Genomic DNA, 19040 nt, shown 5'->3' with positions numbered 1-19040 from the left:
AGCGCGCCTGGAGGGAATTTTTTGGCGATTTCCTAAGTTCCGATTTGCGATTAGACTATTAGGAAACATTCAGAAAAAAACAATATGAGTAGCACTCCGCTTCATTTCACGCGAATTGATCTTCCAGCGAATGTTCGATCGCAAATTATCGACATTTTGAATCAGACCTTAGCAAATACACTTGATCTCAAGACTCAAGTGAAGCAGGCTCACTGGAATGTCAAGGGAATGGATTTCTATCAGCTTCATCAGTTGTTTGATGAAATGTCATCCGAGTTGGAAGAGTTTATCGATCTGGTCGCTGAAAGAGTGACTGCTCTGGGTGGCACAGCGCTTGGAACTGCAAGACTTGCAGCGCAGACATCAGAGATTCCCGAATATCCGATCGATATTTTTGACGGAAAATCTCATCTGACTGCTTTAGCAGATCGTTATGCACCCTACGCAAAATTATTACGAGATGGGATTTCGGAAACAGACGATCTCGGAGATGCAGACACAGCAGATTTATATACTGAGATCTCAAGAGCGATCGACAAACGTCTGTGGTTTCTAGAAGCACATTTGCAAGCTGAGGGAACTCCAGTTTCAACCAACGGAAGTTCAGCAGAAACAAAAGCAACCAACGGTAAGAAAAAGTCTAAAAAGTAGACTCATCTTCTTCAAAAGCTGCGAACAATGTTGTCAAAATAACATTGGAAAATAGAAATCCTTCTGGATCAGTGAGTCGGATACTTGCTGCTGTGATTTCGACCCAGTTTGATGTTTGATAGGGTGCTAAACATTTCACAATTTCAGCGATCGCAGCTTCTCCGAATTGGGTTTTGAACTGTGCTAAATCAATGCCTTCTTTGAGCCGTAAGCCAACCATCAAACTATCTAACATCAGATCAGTTTGACTCACTTCGGCTTCAGATTGTGCTGTGCCAATCCAGTCGTAATACTCTTTCAGTTTGCGGGGGCGAGAAACCCGATCGCCATTCAAATAGCTGGTTGCTCCCATGCCAAAGCCATAAAACGATCGATTCTCCCAATACACGCGATTGTGTTGGCATTGATATCCCGGTTTCGCATAGTTGGAAATTTCGTAATGCTCAAAGCCTGCATTCGTCAACGTGCGTTGTGCGAATCGGTATAAATCAGCCGTTAATTCATCAGACGGAAGCGGCTTTTCACCCGGTTTCAATTGCTTTCCAAATGGAGTTTGCGGCTCGATCGTTAAATCGTATGTGGATAAATGTGTGGGAGAAAGCGCGATCGCTTGCTCTAACGACTCTTGCCAACTCTCGATCGTTTGATGCGGCAAACCTGAAATCAAATCCAAACTAAAGTTCTCAATTCCTGCTTGCCGGATCAGATCTACTGAAGTGTAAATATCTTCGACTGTATGTGTTCTTCCGCAGGCTTTCAAAATGTCAGATTGAAATGCCTGAGTGCCTAAACTAAATCGATTCACACCCGCTGATTTGAAGCCTTTAATTTGTTCGAGATCAAACGTTCCTGGATCAATTTCCATTGAAATTTCGGCATCTGAAAGAATGCCAAATCGGCGATCGAGCTTATCTAAAATTTGCTCAAGTTGTGACACCGCTAAAAGTGACGGCGTACCCCCGCCAAAAAAAACAGTTCTTAACGGTTCACCAAAATCATTAGAGCGATCAATTTCTTCACAGAGCTTTTCAATATATTGAGCAATAGTTCCAGAATTCCTGCCATTTCGTTGATCCCCTACAACCGAGATCGGAAAATCGCAATAAAAACAACGTCTTCGACAGAAGGGAATGTGCACATACGCGGAAGTTGGAACATTAAATTCCATAACAATTCACTCATTTTTTAGACCAAAATATTGGTTTTTCAAAACTCTCTGACGGTTGCCTCTCAGAAAGTCCAGCATTTGTATCACAAACTACGACTAAGATACGGTAAACCTCCCATGTAATCGGTATTTGGACACAGGAATCGATAAGCTCTCAAGATATAATGGTGCAAAGTCAAGCCCGATCGCTAAGCCTGACATACTCTAAAATTCTAGTCTGGCGAATTTCTGTCTTTAATTTCGCCTCAGAGACTTGGCACTTGGTTTGACTCGTAATTTTCCCGTACAGACGCGATCAAATGCGTCTCATCTTACCCATTATGCTTGACGCAATCATCATTATTTCATTCATCCTAGCAGGGGCGGGAACTGGCTTTCATGGCATTGAAGCATTGCCGGGAAGTGTACTGCAACAAGTCTCAAATCCAGATGCACTGCGCTGGGTCTGTGCGGGATTTGGGGCAATGTTTGGCTTAGCGATCGGGCTAATCGCGCAAAGCGGATTCCGCCGTATCGAGCGCCAAATCCGTCAACTTCCAGCTTATACGCTTCTGAGTCGCGCGATCGGCTTAGTCATGGGACTGCTCGTTGCCAATTTGCTCCTTGCGCCAACGTTCTTACTGCCGATTCCTCCAGAGTTTTCATTCTTAAAACCGCTGGTTGCTGTAGTTGGCAGCATTATGTTTTCGGTTTCAGGCATGTCACTTGCGGATGTGCATGGGCGATCGCTGTTACGGTTAATCAATCCGAGCAGTGCAGAAACGCTGCTTTTGTCTGAGGGAACGATTAAACCTGCGACTACGAAAGTACTCGATACGAGTTGCATCATTGACGGTCGAATTGCTGATCTGTTAGATACAGGATTCTTAGAAGGTCAATTGCTCGTGCCGCAGTTTGTCTTACAAGAACTTCAGCAAGTCGCAGATGCATCCAACGATCAAAAACGAGTGCGCGGACGGCGTGGACTCGACATTTTGAATCGGGTTCGAGAAAGTTATCCCGATCGAGTGATCATTCATTCAGCAGATTACGACGATATTCAAACCGTCGATGCAAAACTGGTGCGCCTGGCTCAAGAGATCAGCGCAACGCTCTTAACCACGGATTACAACTTAAATAAAGTGGCAACGGTTCAGAAAGTTCCGGTTTTGAATGTCAACGATTTGACCCAAGCGATTCGTCCTTCATACTTGCCGGGCGACAGCATCGACCTGAAAATCTTGCGAGAAGGCAAAGAGCCTGCTCAAGGCATTGGCTATCTAAACGACGGCACAATGGTTGTGGTTGAAGATGGGCGCAGTTATGTTGGTGGTGAGCTGCAAGTCGTGGTGACTAGTTCATTGCAGACCTCCGCAGGTCGCATGATTTTTGCCAAGCCGAAAACATCGGCTGTCGCTTGAAATGAGTCGAGTCCGAGAAAAACAATGTGCGCTCTGTGACAAATCCGCTCCAGTGCTCTACCGTATTCAATACGATGAGTTAGGGGAGTGGATTTTTGTATGTCGAGACTGCTGGAATCAAGTCAGTCAAGACAATCCCTTCTATCTCTATGGCGGCACTTGGAAAGCCCACAAACGTTAAGATCACTAAATTCCTTACTATCCGCCATGTCTCTGAATTCTGCCCAACTGACCGAGATTCGCCAAATTGTTCGATCGTGTGGACAACAAGCAAAAACTCTCTCTGCTGAAAAGTTTGAAGTGTTTCAAAAAGCGCCCGGTGATTTTGTCACCACGGTGGATCAAACGCTCGATCGCCAACTGTCTGAATTTTTTACCCAGCTTTTCCCTCAAGACGGCATTATCACAGAAGAAAATGCCGACTCTCGAAAACGCTATCAGTCTGACTATCCAAGATTTTGGTGTATTGATCCCCTGGATGGAACGCAGGACTTTATTCATGGCGATCCCGATTACGCCGTTTTAGTTGGACTGTTAGAGCAGCAGCGTGCGATCGCGGGTTGGGTGTACGCTCCTGAGCACGACATTCTTTACTACGGCGGAAAAAATCTTGGAGTCTGGGAAGTTTTGGGTAACGCAGATCCCCAACCTTGCTTTAGCCCGCTCTCACCTCCGAATTCGTATCGCGTCATTATTGGCGACAAGGATTTCAGAAATACATCTGAGAAAATTGGGGCTGCGATCCCTGAAATTGAATTTTTGCGATCCCCTGGTAGCTTCGGCTTGAAAGTAATGAATGTGGTGCTCGGCAAAGCCGAAGTTTATATTTATTTGAATCGCCGCGTCAAAATTTGGGACACGGTGGCTCCGATGGCGATCGCCGAAGCTGCGGGATTAGTCTGTCTCGATCTCGATGGCAAACCGATTGAATTTACGCCGGAAGTTTTGGATTTAGAGAGTTTGGCGCATCAGCAAGCGATTGTCATTGGCAAACCTGCTGCGATCGAATTCTTACTGCCGCGCTTAAGAAATGTTCTTGATCCCCAACTCTCATATTGAGTTTGGCTGTGATAGATATCACGGTGAGAAAAAAGGGAACGTTAATACTGACCCCTTTTCTCCATGGATCGCGCAATGCAGACCGAAGTATTCAGTGAGTTATTTCCGTTACTGGCGGCAGCAAATCCAGAAACCCTAGACTGGTTACTTTCTGTCGCAACCGAGCACGAGTACCCCTCTGGCAGAGCCGTTTTGATGGAGGATGCTTGGGGTAATGCCGTCTATTTCGTAGTATCAGGTTGGGTCAAGGTTCGCCGACATTCTGGAACAGGTGAAGATGTTTCGACGCTGGCAATTTTAGGGCGCGGGGATTTCTTCGGAGAAATGGCAATTTTAGACGAATCTCCGAGATCGACGGATGTGATTGCCCTCTCGAATGTCCGACTGATGAGTATTTCGGCGCAGCGCTTTATCCAGACCTTGTTCAAAGATCCTCAGTTGCATCATCGTATGTTGCAACTGATGGTCAGACGGTTACGCCAAACGAATTTTCGTTTTCAGTTACGACATCAACCGCCTGCGATCAAGTTAGTCAATACCCTGGTCAGCTTAGGCGAGAATTATGGACAGACTTCGGGATCAGGAGTTGATATTTTCAATATTCCAGCGAAGGATTTGGCAGATGTGTCGGATATTTCAACCGAGGAAACGAGCAAGATTCTAGAAAAATTAAATAGCAAAGGCTGGATTCAAATTAATCCCGATCAGCAAGTGATTCATTTAGTGAATTTAAAACAGTTGATGCAGTTAGCAACCAAAAAACCTTAGTTCGATTTTAGAGTTGGAATTTCGGTGTCGGGTCGATTGATCTGACACCGTTTTATTTTTGGAATCAGATTCGTATGATAGGGGAGAGCCGTTTTGAGAATTAAGTGAGCATCAGCATGAACCGTGAAGATTTTGATTGGGCAGGATCGCAGCAGTCTCAAGAAGTTTCCGATCCTGTAAAACCTTTCACGCTTCATTATGCGATCGCGATGCCTCAGCCAGAGACGCATCTTTTCGAGGTGACGCTACAAATCCGGAATTGCCAATCTGCTACAGTCGAGCTCAAAATGCCAGTCTGGACACCGGGATCGTATCTGGTGCGCGAGTATTCTCGGCATCTCCAAGGCTTTAAGTCTGCCTCACCCTGGCGAAAATTAGCGAAAAATCACTATCAAATTTCAACTGAAGGCAAAGACTCAATCGAGCTTCGGTATCAAATTTTTGCGAACGAATTGACGGTCAGAACGAATCATCTGGATGAAAATCACGGCTATTTCAACGGAGCCGCTCTATTTTTCTACGTTCCAGGATTTCAGAATCAGCCGATTCAAGTCATGATCGAGCCTCCGTATCCAGATTGGAAAGTTGTTACTGCTTTACCCGCGATCGCAAAAAATACATTCATTGCAAAAGATTTTGATACATTAGTTGACAGCCCATTTGAGATTGGAAAACATCAATCTTATGAGTTTGATGTGTTAGGAAAACCTCATCAATTTGTGATTTGGGGAGAAGGAAAATTCGATCTCAATCGCTTAATTCACGACACGAAAAAGGTGGTCGAAGTCGAAGCAGAACTATTCGGTGGGTTGCCCTACGATCGCTATTTCTTTCTGCTCCATTTAACGGCGAATTCTTTTGGCGGATTGGAGCATAAAGATTGCTGTTCGTTAATTTATTCTCGGTTGGGATTTCGAGCGAAAGACAAATACGATCGCTTTATCCAGCTCGTTGCCCATGAATTCTTCCATTTGTGGAATGTAAAACGAATTCGTCCAAAAGCTTTGGAAGTATTCGACTATGAAGGTGAGAACTACACCCCGTCTCTCTGGTTTAGCGAGGGAACGACCAGTTTTTATGATTTGATTCTGCCGTATCGAGCCGGAGTCTATGATGCCAAAGCCTATTTAAATGCTTTGAGTCAGGAAATTACACGCTATTTGAATACGCCAGGTCGAATGGTTCAGCCGTTAAGTGAATCGAGTTTTGATGCTTGGATCAAACTCTATCGACCGGATGCAAACAGCGCAAATTCTCAGATTTCTTACTATCTCAAAGGTGAGATGGTGACATTGCTGCTAGATTTGGCAATTCGGATCAAACACGCGAACCAACGATCGTTCGACGATGTAATGCGCCAAATGTGGGAGAAGTTTGGAAAAGACGAGATCGGCTTTACTCCAGAAGACTTAACGAGCGTGATTGAATCGATCGCTGGATTTGATTTGACGAATTTCTTCGATCGCTATCTCCACGGCACAGAAGAACTGCCATTTGACGAATACTTAGCTGGATTTGGATTACGGCTCAGTTCAAATGCAGGTTCTGCAACGCTGCCTCCATTGACCGGAATGACGGTAAAAACCGAGAACGGGCGAGAAATGATCAAGTTTGTTGAAGCGGGATCACCTGCTCAGAAAGCTCGGATCGATCCGGGTGATGAATTGCTCGCAATCGATGGATTACGAGTTGCGTCAGGTCAGTTTGAGGAGCGTTTAAGAGATTACAAACCCGGAGATACGATCGAACTGACGCTGTTTCACGGCGATGAATTGAAAACACGATCTCTGACGCTAGGTTCTCCGCGCGCGACACAATTTGCGATCGAAGCGATCGAGCAACCTTCTTCGCTGCAACAAAGCAATTTTGAAGGTTGGCTCGGTGTACCGTTAAGTGCAGTTAGCCGTTCAGTTGAGAAGTGAATCTGATAGGGAGACAGGAAGCAATCCGAGCCTATGTTCTCCCTACTCCCCACTCCCAAAGTGAGCGCAGTTGACGACTAACTCGATTTCTTCTCCGCCTCATCCGTCTCCGCCTTTTCCGGCTTGAGCAATGGGAAGGCAATGACATCGCGAATGCTCGCGGCATCGGTGAGTAGCATCACTAATCGATCGATACCAATTCCCAATCCTCCCGTTGGCGGCATCCCATATTCCAACGCTGTTAAGAAGTCCTCATCAACGCCTTGGGCTTCTAAGTCTCCAGCCGCTTTTCGAGCAGCTTGAGCTTCTAAACGTTCACGCTGATCTAAAGGATCAGTTAACTCTGAAAAACTATTGGCAGTCTCACGACCGACCATAAATAATTCAAAGCGTTCAACCAGTCCGGGCTTCGATCGATGTGGCTTCGCTAGCGGAGAAATTTCGACCGGATAATCCAAAATAAACGTCGGTTGAATCAAGGTCGTTTCGACTGTTTGTTCAAATGCCTCGTTCAGTAATTTGCCGATCGAAGGACAATCTTCGATATTCTGCAATCCAGCCGCTTTTGCCGCTGCTTTTGCCGCTTCTAAATCGGTGAATGCTGCAAAATCGATCCCAGTCTTTTCCTGCACAATTTCATGCATCGTGACTCGTCGCCAGGGTGGAGTCAGATCAACGGGTTCACCTTGATAGGTCAGCTTGAGAGTCCCGATCACATTCTGAGTCACGGTTGTGATGATTGCCTCGGTCAGGTTCATCATGTCGTGATAGTCGGCGTAGGCTTGATAAACCTCGATCGACGTAAACTCCGGATTATGCCGAGTCGAAATCCCTTCATTTCTGAAAATTCGACCCAGTTCAAACACTTTCTCAAATCCGCCCACAATCAAACGTTTGAGATGCAACTCTGTCGCAATTCGCAGATACAACTGCATGTCCATCGTGTTGTGATACGTGATGAACGGGCGCGCATCCGCTCCACCCGCTTCACTCATCAACACAGGCGTTTCAATCTCAATAAAGCCTTGCTCATCTAAATAACGCCGAATTCCAGCCGTGATCAAAGCCCGCTTGCGGAAGGTATCGCGCACTTCAGGATTCACAATCAAATCGACGTAGCGCTGACGATAGCGTTTTGCGACATCTGTTAAACCATGCCACTTATCCGGCAAGGGCAACAGCGACTTCGTGAGGATGGTGTACTCTTTCACGTAAATCGATAATTCGCCTTTATCGGTGCGCTTGATGGTGCCTTTCACGCCCAAGAAATCACCTGCATCTGAGAGCTTATCGAGCTGCTTGAATGCAGTTTCGCCCATGTTTTCTTGAATCCGCTTTTTTTCTAAGTAAAGCTGAATCGTTCCGGTTTCGTCTTGAATAGTAAAAAATGCCAACTTACCCAAGAAGCGGCGCAGCATAATCCGACCTGCGATCGCAACTTCGATCGGGTCTTCTTCACCGCTCGGCAACTCAGCAAATTTTTCCTGCAACTGTGCCGCAGAGTGCGTTGATTCCCAGCGATAGGCATAGGGATTGATCCCCAACTGCTTGAGTTGATCAACCTTTTCGATCCGAGTTTGGCGAAGTTCGTCTGACATAGAAATTGAGAGAATGCAGCCTTTTATTATAGAAGTGCAACGGGCAAAGAAGTGGACATCGCAATTATCAATTTGAAATTCACGATCTTTGAAATTCACGATCGCTTCACTCAATGAGGCTCCTTGACACGCTAAGATAAACTTTGGTCTTATCACGCCACATAGGGATGCCACTGTGCTGAAAAGCCTGATTGCTGACTTCAAAATTATTTTCGATCGTGACCCTGCTGCCCGGAACTGGCTGGAAGTTTTGTTTTGCTATCCAGGGCTGCAAGCTTTGATGTTCCATCGCTTCGCTCACTGGTTGTACAAAGTCGGCATTCCGTTTGTGCCGCGCCTGATGTCGCAAATTTCCCGGTTTATTACTGGGATCGAGATTCACCCTGGAGCAACAATCGGACAGGGTGTATTTATCGATCACGGCATGGGTGTTGTGATTGGTGAAACGGCGATCGTCGGAGATTATGCGCTGATTTATCAAGGGGTAACGCTAGGCGGAACTGGTAAAGAGTGTGGAAAGCGTCACCCGACCCTGGGCGAAAACGTGATTGTGGGAGCCGGAGCGAAAGTTCTAGGCAATATCCAACTGGGTAATAATGTGCGGATCGGGGCGGGATCGGTTGTCCTGCGCGATGTGCCTTCGGATTGTACCGTTGTGGGTGTGCCGGGACGGATTGTTTACCGGGCGGGAGAGCGAGTTGAGCCGTTAGAGCATGGACGACTGCCGGATTCAGAAGCGCAAGTAATTCGGGCACTTGTCGATCGCATTGAATCGTTAGAGCAACAGATTCAGCTTCTGCAAACTCGTGACTCGTTAGCTGTTTGCTATGCGATGCCTGCGGCTGAAGCTTCTGAACCTGCTGTCGAAGAGGCTGCGGTTCAGGATGGAGAGGCTTGTCGATTGCGAGATCGCGTGATTGATGAATTTCTCGACGGCGCTGGGATTTAATTTCTGATATCGCACTCCTGTTGGATTTGTCAGATCGTGCAAGTTGGGGGAATGGGGAGCAATTTTCCCTGTTCCCCCATTTCACAGCCGATTGAGGATGGCGATAGATCACTTCTAGAGAGAGAGGGAACTTTCATTCAGATTACGACTATGAATGAAGCGGCTTTATGCTGCCCATAAATTAGACGGAATCAAGGAAACTCTCAAGATGAAAAAGTATTTAGTTCTGGCTTTTTGCGCGATCGTAGGACTTTGTTTTGCGTTTGGTAGCTCTCTATTTTCTTTGCAGGCGACGGCTCAAACTCCTCGCGTTCCTGCAACTCCGGCGCGGCAAGTGAATTTAATTGATGTGGCGTTTGTGAACGAAGCAGCACAGTCTGGCTTAGGCAATATTATGCTGGGTGAGTTGGCACTACAGAAATCGAAGAACCAAGCTGTGCAACAATTTGCCCAAGCTGAAATCAAAGAGCAGCAAGGCGTAAAGGCGAATTTGACGCAAATTGCTCCTCAGATTGGGGTGACACTTCCAACGGCTACAAGTGCGAAGTTTCAAGCTGCAATGGCACGGTTATCTCAGCTTTCTGGGACTCAATTCGACAATGCTTATCTCGATGAAGGTGGGGTAAATGCTCACTTAGAGGTTGCAGCATTGTTTCAGCGAGAAGCTGCTTTTGGACGCAATCCTGATTTGATCAATGTGGTTACGAATGGCTTACCCATCATCAATCAGCATTTCACGACTGCTAGCCGCTTAACAAATTATCAGTTTGCACAAGTGGCGCGACGTTATAACGAAACGCAAAATACTTCGGCTCGGTAGACCTAAACGCGAGCGAGTGAGATCGGACTCAATCAAGTTAGGGGAGTGGAGAAATTACTCCCCACTCCCCACTCTGTCTACCCCTTCATCAGCGATTTAAGGGTAACTTCCGGAGATCGCGGATTCCACCCCAATTCTTGCCGAGCTTTCGTCGCATCTACTCGAACACAGCGATCGTAGAGGTAATGAACTCGCTCATTGTCGATCGGGGGCTGCCAACCGGAGAGGCGACCGATGGGATCGAGAATGCTTGCAACGGTGCGAACTAAAGCTTTTGGAGCTTCGCGAGGGGCAGGAATTCCGGTTTCTTGGCTGAAGATCTCGAACATTTCTTTTGTTGTGAGATCACCTGCTGAAATGATGTAGTACTCGCCAGATTTTGCGCGATCGACGGCGAGAATCATTGCTTCTGCAAGATCATCGACATGGACAATTCCGGTGACTCTGCTGCCTCCTGCCCAAACTTTCAGCCGGCCTTTTTGAAATGCACTCAAGACAGGTAGGAAGTGTGGATCATCTTGACCGAAAATGCCAGAAGGCAGAACGCTAGCAATCCATAAGCCATCTTTTACCGCTTGATTAACGAGTTGTTGAGCTTCGTATTTCGTACGATCGTAAGCAGAAGAAAACTCTGCTTGAGTACGCTGGAAGGTTTCATTAATCACGTTACCCTGCGTATCCCCAAAAATCCCGATCGTGCTGCAATAGATCATTTTGGGGACATTGATCGCTTTCGCGACTTCTAAGACAGCACGAGTTCCTTCAACATTCACCCGCTCCATTTCAGCCGCATTCACAATCCCAAGTTCAACATAAGCGGCGGTATGAAAAACGACATCTACGCCTGTCATCGCTTCCGTTAAAGCAGCACGATCGGTAATGTCACCATAAACAAATTTGACATCACAATCCGCAAGGCGAGAGATATTACTAGATTTGCGAACTAGTCCAGTAACTGAATCACCTCGCGCTAGGAGTAATTTGACTAAATGAGATCCGGTAAATCCATTTGCTCCAGTTACTAATGCTCTCATAGCTGTTTTTCATACATACGATAGGTCTTGTAGATTTTAGCGCCTGCGGCTTCGATCAATTTTCTAGAACGATCGTTGTCTTCATAGACCCAAGACAGTTCTGCTCGTTTGTAAGGTTTTCCTTTCTTGAGTCCACCTTGGAGTCCTAAGTAGATTAATCCGAGGGGCACAAGCTTTCTCTGGAATTCGGGTAGAGAGCAAATGGCAATCACTCGACCTTGATTAATTTGGCGACGATACCAGAGGAATTTCAGAATTCCAATCCAGTTGAGCTTGCCATTGACGTATTTCAATGGAATATTGTAGTCGGGTAATCCCATCCAGAAGCCAATCATTTCACCGTTGTATTCTGCGATCGGAAAAACATCGGGATCGACTAAATCTTGCAGCGATCGTGCTTCGTCTAAGAATTCTTCTAATGTTCGAGGAGTTGAACTCCAATTATTCGCAAATGCTTTGTTGAAGAGGTTATATAAGCTCACACAGTCCTGCTCAAATTCCTCGCCTTTAGTTCTCAAAGGTCGGAAAGTAACACCTGATTTACACGCAATCTTGTAGCCTTTTTCAAACTCAGGAGAAAGGGGCTGATCGAGTGGAAAATCATAGGCATAGGCATCTTTTGCTTTTGTCCAGCCGAGGGTTTCTAGATAAGTTGGATAGTAGGCTGGATTGTAAGGCATCATCACCATTGGAGGTGAGCCAAAGCCATCCACTAAAAATAAACAGTTATTGTGAGTCGAGAGATCAATTGGGCCTCGAACTTCGGTCATGCCTTGCGATCGCAACCAATTCTCTGCGGTTTCAAACAGTGCTTTTGCGACCTCAATATCATCAACGCACTCAAAGAAACCAAAAATCCCGATCGCTTTTCCTTCGCGTTCCACTAAGCGATCGTTTACCGCTGCGACGATTCTTCCGATCGCAGTGCCTCGACTAATGGCAATAAACTGTTTGAGTCTGCCATATTGAAAAAAGGTATTTTCAGGCTTGAACTGCTTCGCGACATCGCTCCGTAAAGGAGGAACCCAGTTTGGATCTCCGGAGTACACAACCCAAGGCACATTGATAAACATGTCTTGCTCGGTTGCAGATGTCACCGGAAATACGTCAAAGGTTGGCATGATTCTTGACCAGTTCTTCACTGCTGACTATACACTGGCAGAATCCCCGAAGCAATTTTTGAATTATGAGCTGGCATAAGTTTCTTGGTTTCGCACACTTGACGATCGCTCAATTCCAGCTATCCGATGTGCGACTCGCAGTGCCGAAGTAATGGCTCCCTCGTGCAATCCATCTCCAAGATATGCGCCAGCATGATACGTATTGTTTTCTCCATTGGTGCGGATGACTTCATTTCTGTATTGCAAAGCGTCTACCCTATAGAACGGAGTATGGTGCTGCTGAATATGTAGCACCTTCGCAGGATCAATCAAACTTTCCAGATTAAACGCTAAGCTATACTGCACCGATGAGGAAATGCCGCAGAGTTGATTGAGATACGCGTTATATCCCCATCCTCGATCGGTTTGAAAGAAATCAAATTCTGAAAAGTGCTGAACCCCATGCTGCTGATACATTGAGCGATCTGTATGCATCAGGGTTTGAACATGGGTTTCTTGCCAATTCGCAAACCGCTGAATTTCTTCTGGCGTTGGATCACCCAGTAATTTCAAGACTTGATCAGGCGGCGTTGCAAAGACGACTTTATCAAATATCTGTGTTGCTCGATCGTTGAACGCAATTCTGACGTTATTAGGCGTTCTGAGAATCTCTGTAATCCTGCAATTGGTGACAATCTCGCCCTGAAAGCGCTCTAAGATCTTTTTGATATAAGAATAGACACCACCTTTAATTCTGACCCAATCGACAAACACATAATCTCGTAGTGCTGGAATTGCTAGCTCTGCGGGAAAGTTATCGATCGAGCTAAATGGCATTGAGTAGCTATACATGGTCAGCAACTTCAGCCAGTCCATTTGAATGCACGATCGCTGCCAAAAATCAGACATGGATTGCCCATGTAGTGATTGAGGCGTAGCACGGCGCGTCTTTCTCCATAACCCGATTGAGCGAGCATAAAGCAGAGTCAGGTTGAATGTCTCGATCGCATGTCGCATTCCCGCAAAATTCTGTTGAATCACACCTCTCGATAGAAAGTGCCGCCCATTTTGAAAATACAAAGCAGACCCAACTTGGACAGGCTCTAATTCGACTTCTAGCTCTTGCATCAATTTCAGAAAGTTCCGAAAAGCAACTGGAAATTCTAGTACTCCGCCTTCTAGTACCTGATCACAGTCAGAGCAGCTAGGTTGGACGTTTTGATTGAGCGTGCGAATGTGTCCACCTAAAATCGACTGACGTTCAAAAACACTCACCTGATGCCCTTGTTGATGAAGCAAGTAGGCAGTGACTAGCCCACTTGCTCCCCCGCCTACGATCGCGATTTTCATTGTTATTCTTCCAGACGAATCGGATGTTTTAATCTATGAATTTTTAGCCTTTCGATAAAATCACATCGCCTGATAATCGTTGATACAAAAGTGCTCCCGTCCAAAAGGTCGGAGCAAATCCGGGATATCCTGATGAAGCATTACAGAAGTAGAAGTTCTTCAGCGAGGTTTCGCGATTGAGTCTACCTAGCGTCATGTTTTTTGGGGTCAGACTTGAGCCGTAAGAATTCCCCTGAGGACACCCACAGAATCGCTCATTCGTCGTTGGGCTGCCAGTTACTTTGAAGACGATATGCTCTCTAAAATTCGGAACATAGTACTGCTCAACCACATCTAAAATCGAGTCTAAGATCTCTTCTTTTTTCTGGTAGTACGCTTTACGATCGCTCTCCTTCAACTTCCGAAAGTACTCGTAGTTCGCAACCGTCAGAAATTCCACAATCTGACAGTCTTCCGGGCAGTCTCGGTGCGTGTCGCTCATCAATGTGGGTGTTGTAATCGCAAAGCTAGGACGAGAAAAATCATTCTTCTCATACATCTCATAGAAAGCTTCGTTTAAGTCTGGATGCTCCGTGTGAAATGTATTCCATCTTCCAAAGCCATAGTCTCGCAAATCTAAATCTTTCACCACACAGTACGCCATGTAGTTTGAAGGCGAATAGTCATAGTTCAGTTTTTGCCGAATCGATCGCGAAAACTTCTCTTCTCCAATCATTTTGGCAGCTTTCTTCGGGTCGATGTTACACACGATCGTATTGCCTGTAAATTCATGCAGTTGATGCGTAACGCGATCGAAGGTTTGCACCCCAATGACTGCATTATCCTGAAGCATAAAATTGGTAACTTCCTGATTAAGCAAAACTTCGCCGCCATTTGCTTCGATGACGTTGACGAGGGAATTGATCACATGCTCAAAATGCTGCACAGGGTAGAATGCGCCGTTTTGATACCCTGTAAACAGAATTACCCAAGCATAAAATGACAGTTGATCCGGTGGAAGTAAAAAGTCTTGCCATTGTAGAGCTAGTAGAGTTTGTGCCTCTTTCGGGAGCTTGAATTTATCAAACACATCCTGAAGTGTGCTATTGAGATAGAGCACTGTAGAGAATACTTCTCCAGAATGCTGTAACAATTCAACTGGATTGATCGGTGGCGATAATCGCTTTAAGCCTGAGCCAGTCTTTTCTACTTCTAAAACAAACCGGCGAATTTGATCGGTTGCTTCAGGAAAAAGAGCTGACAATCTGCGAATCAGTTCTTGTGGGTCTGAAGGAATGTTTAGCTTGTACCCAGGCATCCGCATGTGGTCGAATCCATCGGGATCGTACCGATTAAAGGTGACATCCTGATCTAAGCCTAGTTTTTTTAAGACTCGATTGACGGTTTGCCCTTCTCCACAGTCCCAAACATAATGCAACTGGGCATTAAAACGATACTTCTTGGCTAAGGTAAACGTATGCCCAAACCCGCCTGGATACTCATGAGCTTCTAAAAGCTGCACTTTTTTGCCAGAGTTTGCCATGAGAGCTGAAAAGACCAATGCGGATAAACCACTGCCCACAATCAGATAATCCGTAGTCATGGGACATTTCCTGCAATTGTGATTAACGAGTAAAAAAGCCTTGTTCGCTTGATATTGACGGATGCAATGAATTTACTCATCCATCTCTAGATAGGGGCACGATCGCGCTCTTATCTGCCATTACTGAGAAAAGAAGCCAGCCAATAGCAGAGGAACGAGCAATAGAGCAGCAGCAATCAGAAGCAATGTGCCAGGCTCAACAGTGAAAACCCACGGTTTTTTGGGATCAGACATTATTTACTCCTGAGTTAAGTAATCGTTGACAAATTGTTGACGGGTCATCGGTTGTCGCAAGATTAAACCTTCGCCGCCTAGCGGATTGTCTTCATTCAATGGTTTCCCTTCTACAGACAAGTACACTTTGGCTTGTGGATCAAGACTGGTCGCCGTATAAAGCACTTGTGCGACTCGATAGATCATCGAAGTACTGCCACCGCCTTGTGTAAATTCTTGCGACAGGTTGAGGTGAATGCCATCCGGTTTGATCTGCAAGCTTAACAATCGCGTTCCCTGCGGAATCGTACTGTCTAAGCGATCGAGCTTCGGATGCGTGAAGAGATAATTGAGTGCTTCAGTCAGGGTAGCAGTTTCAGTTCGTTGAGGAACGCGCGACATGGCAACTGGAACCATCTCAATCTGTTGTCCTCTAGCTTGTAGCCAATAAACTTGAGCAGGAGGCTCAAAGATCGGTTGGGTGACCGTTTCTTCCCCAGATGGAACCCGTTTCGGTGCAGTAGGCGCAGAGAAAATTGGAGTCTTTGGGGTTGGCTGAGCTTTTGCTGTCGAGTGTGGACCTGTACTCGGAACTGTGTTTGCAGATTGCTCGATCTGAGTCGAGGGTTGAGACTGTATCACCAAGCGAGGATGGTTCGTTTGCCAGATGATCCAAGCCGTGCCTCCGGTTAAAGCTAAAAGCAGCGATAATCCAGCAATGACATCAGGATGAGGGGAACGAGGGATCTGAAGTTTCATAAGACACTCCTGTCCGGAGAATCATGGTTCAGAGGCAGGAACTGCTCTCTTAGCTTTTACTCTAAATCAAAAAATTGAGGAACTTGTGAGGATGAAATTGTAACGGTTTGCGAAACTGTTTCATTGAATTTTTGTTACCAATTCTTTCTAGAAACTGTCAGCATCTTCAGACTGGCACACAATAGAAATGGCAACCTGGCTATCAAGAGGCGTTATGAGGATTCTAGTCATTGAAGATGACGAACTAACGGCTCAGGCATTGACTACGATTCTTACTGCCCACCACTATGCTGTAGAAGTCGCGAAAGATGGCAAATCCGGACTCGCACTCCTCGACAGTTTTGAATACGATCTATTAATTCTAGACGTTGGACTGCCGGACTTAAACGGGATCGAAGTTTGCCGACAAGTCCGCAGTGCAGCCCCGACCCCTGACAAACCCCACACTCCTCAACTTCCGATTCTGCTCCTCACGGCTTACCAAAGTCCTCACGATCGCGCACTTGGACTGGATGCAGGCGCGGATGATTATGTCGTAAAACCTTTTGATGAAGAAGAATTAGTCGCCAGAATCCGCGCACTGCTTCGTCGAGCGAGTTCGACAGGGACTCCGATGCTCGAATGGGGAGATTTAGAATTAAATCCTAGCTCTTGTGAGGTCAGTTACGGTTCTACACCGTTGATCTTAACGCCAAAAGAATACGGACTCTTAGAACTCTTCTTACGCAACAGTCGCAGAGTTTTTAGCTGTGGCAATATTCTCGAACATTTATGGGCTTATGATGCGCCGGGAGAAGAAGCCGTTAGAACGCATATCAAAGGCTTGCGTCAGAAACTCAAAGCAGTGGGCGCACCTGCGGATTTTATTGAAACGGTTTATGGGATTGGATATCGGCTCAAACCTTTAAGCAATGCTGCTCTACTGACATCGACGATTCCGACTTCGGTCGAGCAAGAAGTTCGATCGAAGCTCGGAGCAGTTTGGACAAGCTATAAAGAGCGGATCAATGAACAGATTGCAATTATCGAGCGCGTTGCTTGTGAGTCTGATTGGACACTACAGGCATCAGCGACTCGACAAGCCCATACCTTAGCTGGAGCTTTGGGCACGTTTGGGTTTACAGAAGGCTCACAGATTGCTCGAAACATCGAACAAATCTTGGCAGGATGCCCCTTAAAGCCAAGAGCATTGACCCAACTGCAAGAACTGCTTGCGACGCTCCGTCGAGTCATTGATGTTCCAGCTTCGAGTTCTGCTCCGATTTGTCCAGAAGTCACTCCGGCGATCGCGAATCTAGCAACTGTTCAGTTGCCCTCTATCCTGGTCATCTCGCAGGATCGTGATTTTCTGGATGCGCTAGAGAGTGAATTTTTGTTGTGGAACTATCAATGCACGATCGCGACGACTGCGAAAGCGGTAATCAAGATTTGCCAAAATGATGCTCCTAGCCTTGTTCTCCTCGATCTCGACTGTTTTGATTCGATCTCAACCAGCATGGCATTGCTGACTTCGTTGCAGCAATGCTGCTCGACGATTCCAACGATTGTCCTAACCTCGCACAATGAACTGACAGAACGCCTAGAAGTTTCCCGACATGGTGGACGATTACTTTTACAAAAAACAACTCCGATTCCACAAGTCCTAGAGGCAGTCTCTCAAGTCCTTCAACGCGCACTACCCACACCATCGAAGATTCTAGTTGTCGATGATGATATCGCTCTCCTTGATGCTTTGACAGTCTTGCTTAGTCCTTGGGGATTGAAGGTGTATACGCTCAATGATCCGCATCGCTTTTGGGAAACTTTAGAAACGGTTTCGCCGGATGTGTTAGTGCTTGACTTAGAGTTTCCTGATTTTAAGGGGATTGAACTCTGTCAAGTCGTGCGGAACGATTTGCATTGGCATCACCTACCCGTTGTGATTCTGACTGCTCATTCAGAATCTGAAACGATTTCTCAAGTCTTTGCTGCGGGTGCGGATGATTTTGTTAGTAAACCGATCGTGGGTGCAGAACTGGTCGCCCGGATTCTCAATCGGTTAGAGCGGGTCAGACTCGTTCGCCAAATTCTAGACACTGACCCGCTGACGGGCGTAATGAATCGGCAGAAATCAACCCAGGAACTAGAAGCATTTTTACGATCGTCGGATCGGTCTCACCAATCTGTTGCGATCGCGGTAATTGATGTCGATCATTTACGCAGTGTCAATGCCCAATATGGTCATGCCGCAGGCGATGCGGTCTTGCGGCAATTTGGGCATTTACTCCAGCAATCGTTCTGTAGCGAGGACATTGTTGCACGCTGGGGTGGAGAAGAGTTTGTGATTGGCATGTATGGCGTAACGCGCGAAGATGGTGTGCAACGCTTGATGCAAGTGCTAGAGCGATTGAATCAGCAAGCTTTAACGACCGAGAACGGAGAAATCGTACATGTGAGCTTTAGTGCTGGAGTTGCACAATATCCCGAAGATGGCAAAGACTTAAAAACTCTCTATCGCACAGCAGATTTAGCGCTGCGTCAAGCGAAACGCTTGCGAGAGGAAACCCATTCTCAGCATACGATTAGCTCAATTCTCCCAGCCGAATCGGATGTCGTTTTAAAGTCTTGAGCGATCGTGCTTCCTCACAAGTTCCTCACAGTGTTTTTTTATCCTGAACTTAGAGCGAT

16 protein-coding genes are annotated in these 19040 nt (G+C 46.2%); 9 read left to right on the top strand and 7 right to left on the bottom strand.

What is annotated here, in order from left to right:
• Positions 1-84: 84 nt before the first annotated feature.
• Positions 85-651, top strand: coding sequence for a DNA starvation/stationary phase protection protein Dps (gene dps / locus OU814_RS10375; protein WP_017285874.1), 567 nt, complete (start codon positions 85-87; stop codon positions 649-651).
• Here the strand turns inward: dps and hemW are convergent.
• A complete protein-coding gene (gene hemW / locus OU814_RS10370) occupies positions 641-1819 on the bottom strand; it encodes a radical SAM family heme chaperone HemW (protein WP_268182547.1) in 1179 nt (392 codons plus the stop codon). The genes dps and hemW overlap by 11 nt on opposite strands.
• A 320-nt stretch (positions 1820-2139) precedes the next feature.
• Between hemW and OU814_RS10365 the strand changes: the two genes are divergently transcribed.
• The 5 genes from OU814_RS10365 (at position 2140) to OU814_RS10345 (ending at position 6968) form a co-directional block, all read left to right on the top strand.
• Complete coding sequence (locus tag OU814_RS10365; protein ID WP_017285872.1) at positions 2140-3219, top strand: PIN/TRAM domain-containing protein; 1080 nt, start codon at positions 2140-2142, stop codon at positions 3217-3219.
• Between the two features lies 1 nt (position 3220).
• Positions 3221-3400 carry a hypothetical protein gene (locus OU814_RS10360; protein WP_017285871.1) on the top strand — a complete coding sequence of 60 codons (180 nt, stop codon included), beginning with the start codon at positions 3221-3223 and terminating at the stop codon, positions 3398-3400.
• A gap of 26 nt (positions 3401-3426) precedes the next feature.
• Positions 3427-4278: a 3'(2'),5'-bisphosphate nucleotidase CysQ family protein gene (locus OU814_RS10355; protein ID WP_268182544.1), complete on the top strand. Its 852-nt coding sequence runs from the start codon at positions 3427-3429 to the stop codon at positions 4276-4278.
• Positions 4279-4341: 63 nt separating this feature from the next.
• On the top strand, positions 4342-5046 hold the full coding sequence (locus OU814_RS10350; protein ID WP_017285869.1) for a Crp/Fnr family transcriptional regulator: 705 nt from the start codon (positions 4342-4344) through the stop codon (positions 5044-5046).
• A gap of 116 nt (positions 5047-5162) precedes the next feature.
• Positions 5163-6968 carry a M61 family metallopeptidase gene (locus OU814_RS10345; RefSeq protein WP_268182541.1) on the top strand — a complete coding sequence of 602 codons (1806 nt, stop codon included), beginning with the start codon at positions 5163-5165 and terminating at the stop codon, positions 6966-6968.
• 77 nt (positions 6969-7045) lie between these two features.
• Here OU814_RS10345 and lysS read toward each other — a convergent pair whose 3' ends face one another.
• A complete protein-coding gene (gene lysS / locus OU814_RS10340; RefSeq protein ID WP_268182539.1) occupies positions 7046-8566 on the bottom strand; it encodes a lysine--tRNA ligase in 1521 nt (506 codons plus the stop codon).
• A 175-nt stretch (positions 8567-8741) separates the two neighbouring features.
• Here lysS and cysE point away from each other — a divergent pair, with 175 nt between their 5' ends.
• Both cysE and OU814_RS10330 read left to right on the top strand, forming a co-directional pair.
• The gene (cysE, locus tag OU814_RS10335) at positions 8742-9515 is read left to right on the top strand and encodes a serine O-acetyltransferase (RefSeq protein ID WP_268182536.1); all 774 of its coding nucleotides are present in this window, start codon (positions 8742-8744) and stop codon (positions 9513-9515) included.
• A 208-nt stretch (positions 9516-9723) separates the two neighbouring features.
• Complete coding sequence (locus tag OU814_RS10330) at positions 9724-10335, top strand: DUF4142 domain-containing protein (RefSeq protein ID WP_036045149.1); 612 nt, start codon at positions 9724-9726, stop codon at positions 10333-10335.
• A gap of 77 nt (positions 10336-10412) precedes the next feature.
• Here OU814_RS10330 and OU814_RS10325 read toward each other — a convergent pair whose 3' ends face one another.
• The 5 genes from OU814_RS10325 to OU814_RS10305 form a co-directional block, all read right to left on the bottom strand.
• Entirely contained in the window at positions 10413-11369 is a 957-nt protein-coding gene (locus OU814_RS10325) for an NAD-dependent epimerase/dehydratase family protein (protein WP_268182533.1), read from the bottom strand.
• Complete coding sequence (locus tag OU814_RS10320; RefSeq protein ID WP_268182530.1) at positions 11366-12490, bottom strand: GNAT family N-acetyltransferase; 1125 nt, start codon at positions 12488-12490, stop codon at positions 11366-11368. Before OU814_RS10320 ends, OU814_RS10325 begins: the two co-directional genes overlap by 4 nt.
• Positions 12491-12553: 63 nt before the next feature.
• Positions 12554-13819 (bottom strand): FAD-dependent oxidoreductase, encoded by a 1266-nt coding sequence (locus OU814_RS10315; RefSeq protein ID WP_268182527.1) that lies wholly within the window; start codon positions 13817-13819, stop codon positions 12554-12556.
• 43 nt (positions 13820-13862) lie between these two features.
• On the bottom strand, positions 13863-15401 hold the full coding sequence (locus OU814_RS10310) for a phytoene desaturase family protein (protein WP_268182525.1): 1539 nt from the start codon (positions 15399-15401) through the stop codon (positions 13863-13865).
• A 237-nt stretch (positions 15402-15638) separates the two neighbouring features.
• Entirely contained in the window at positions 15639-16373 is a 735-nt protein-coding gene (locus tag OU814_RS10305; RefSeq protein WP_268182523.1) for a GerMN domain-containing protein, read from the bottom strand.
• Between the two features lie 214 nt (positions 16374-16587).
• Between OU814_RS10305 and OU814_RS10300 the strand changes: the two genes are divergently transcribed.
• Positions 16588-18981, top strand: a complete 2394-nt coding sequence (locus tag OU814_RS10300) for a response regulator (protein ID WP_268182520.1) — start codon at positions 16588-16590, stop codon at positions 18979-18981.
• Positions 18982-19040: the final 59 nt, after the last annotated feature.

Source organism: Leptolyngbya sp. GGD, from assembly GCF_026735145.1.
GTDB classification, from domain to species: Bacteria; Cyanobacteriota; Cyanobacteriia; order Leptolyngbyales; family Leptolyngbyaceae; genus Leptolyngbya; species Leptolyngbya boryana.
This window is presented reverse-complemented; position numbering and strand designations above follow the sequence as displayed.